This is a genomic window from Bartonella sp. AA1HLJMS, assembly GCF_042197445.1.
Lineage (GTDB): Bacteria > Pseudomonadota > Alphaproteobacteria > Rhizobiales > Rhizobiaceae > Bartonella.
Window position 1 is genome coordinate 1 of the sequence record NZ_JBHIRW010000216.1, and the last position, 1,072, is coordinate 1,072.

Consider the following 1,072-nt stretch of genomic DNA (forward strand, 5'->3'; position numbering starts at 1 on the left):
TGTTTTTTATATTTTATAAACTTGATACCTTCTTATTTTTCAATTGCACTATAAAAAATACGTGGTGCACTATTCCAAACCCATTTTTTGACATCAGATGTCATCGCTACAGAAACATATGTCTGATAGATAAAAGCATAAGGCCCTTTCTGCATAAAATCACGTTGTAAATCAGCATACATTTGCGCCCGTTTTTTGGGATCTTTTTGAAACAATGCATCTTGAACCTTTTGATTCATAGTTTCATCCAAATACCCATGGCACCAACTCGCATAGCCTGTATTTTTCGCCTCAAGCCGATTATCTGGATTATAAATAAGACGTGAAGCCATTGTATGAGGATCCGCAGAGCCATTATTCCATCCGAAAAAAATTGTATCAAAACCACGCGCATAAAATTTTGAAAACAATTGCGTACCTACAAAACGTTCAATTTTAAAACGCACCCCCACCTTTTTTGCATTGTCTTGGAGAGACTGAGCAATAGGCAAAGCAAAAGGATAAGGAGAGGCACCGGCAAAAATACTGGCCTCAAAACCATCCGGATAACCTGCCTCTGTTAAAAGTTGCTTTGCTTTTTGGAGATCAAGTTTAAAGGGTTGTCCCTCTTTTTCATCCAAAGCTCCAAGATTACCAAGAGGAATAAAACTTGCACGTGGAATACCAACATCTTTGAGAAGAGTCTTACCGAGTCCTTCATAGTCAATAAGATAACGCATCGCTAAACGCACTTTTTCATTGGCAAAAATAGGGTTTGTCACATTGAACCCCCATATGATCACGGATGGCTCTAACACTCTTTCAACTTTAATATCCGTTGTTGCTTGGAGATCTGCCAAATCCTCTGGCATCAGATTACGTGCAACATCGATATCGTGTTTTTGCAACAATAAACGTTGTGTTCCAGGTTCCGCAACATGGCGAATTAAAATCTTCTTCAATTTAGGCGCCTCCCCCCAATAATTGGAGCTTGCACGCAACAAAATTCCTTCTCCAGGGCGCCAACTCTCTAGCTGATAAGGACCAACGCAAGCAGAATGGCTTGCCAAATACCGGTTTCCCATATCACCAT

General features: G+C 40.0%; 1 protein-coding gene. It reads right to left on the reverse strand.

Annotated features, from left to right (window positions below; genetic code table 11):
• Nucleotides 1–32: 32 nt before the first annotated feature.
• On the reverse strand, nt 33–1,072 hold a 1,040-nt coding region (locus ACFIQE_RS10715; RefSeq protein WP_375707739.1), incomplete at its 5' end, for an ABC transporter substrate-binding protein.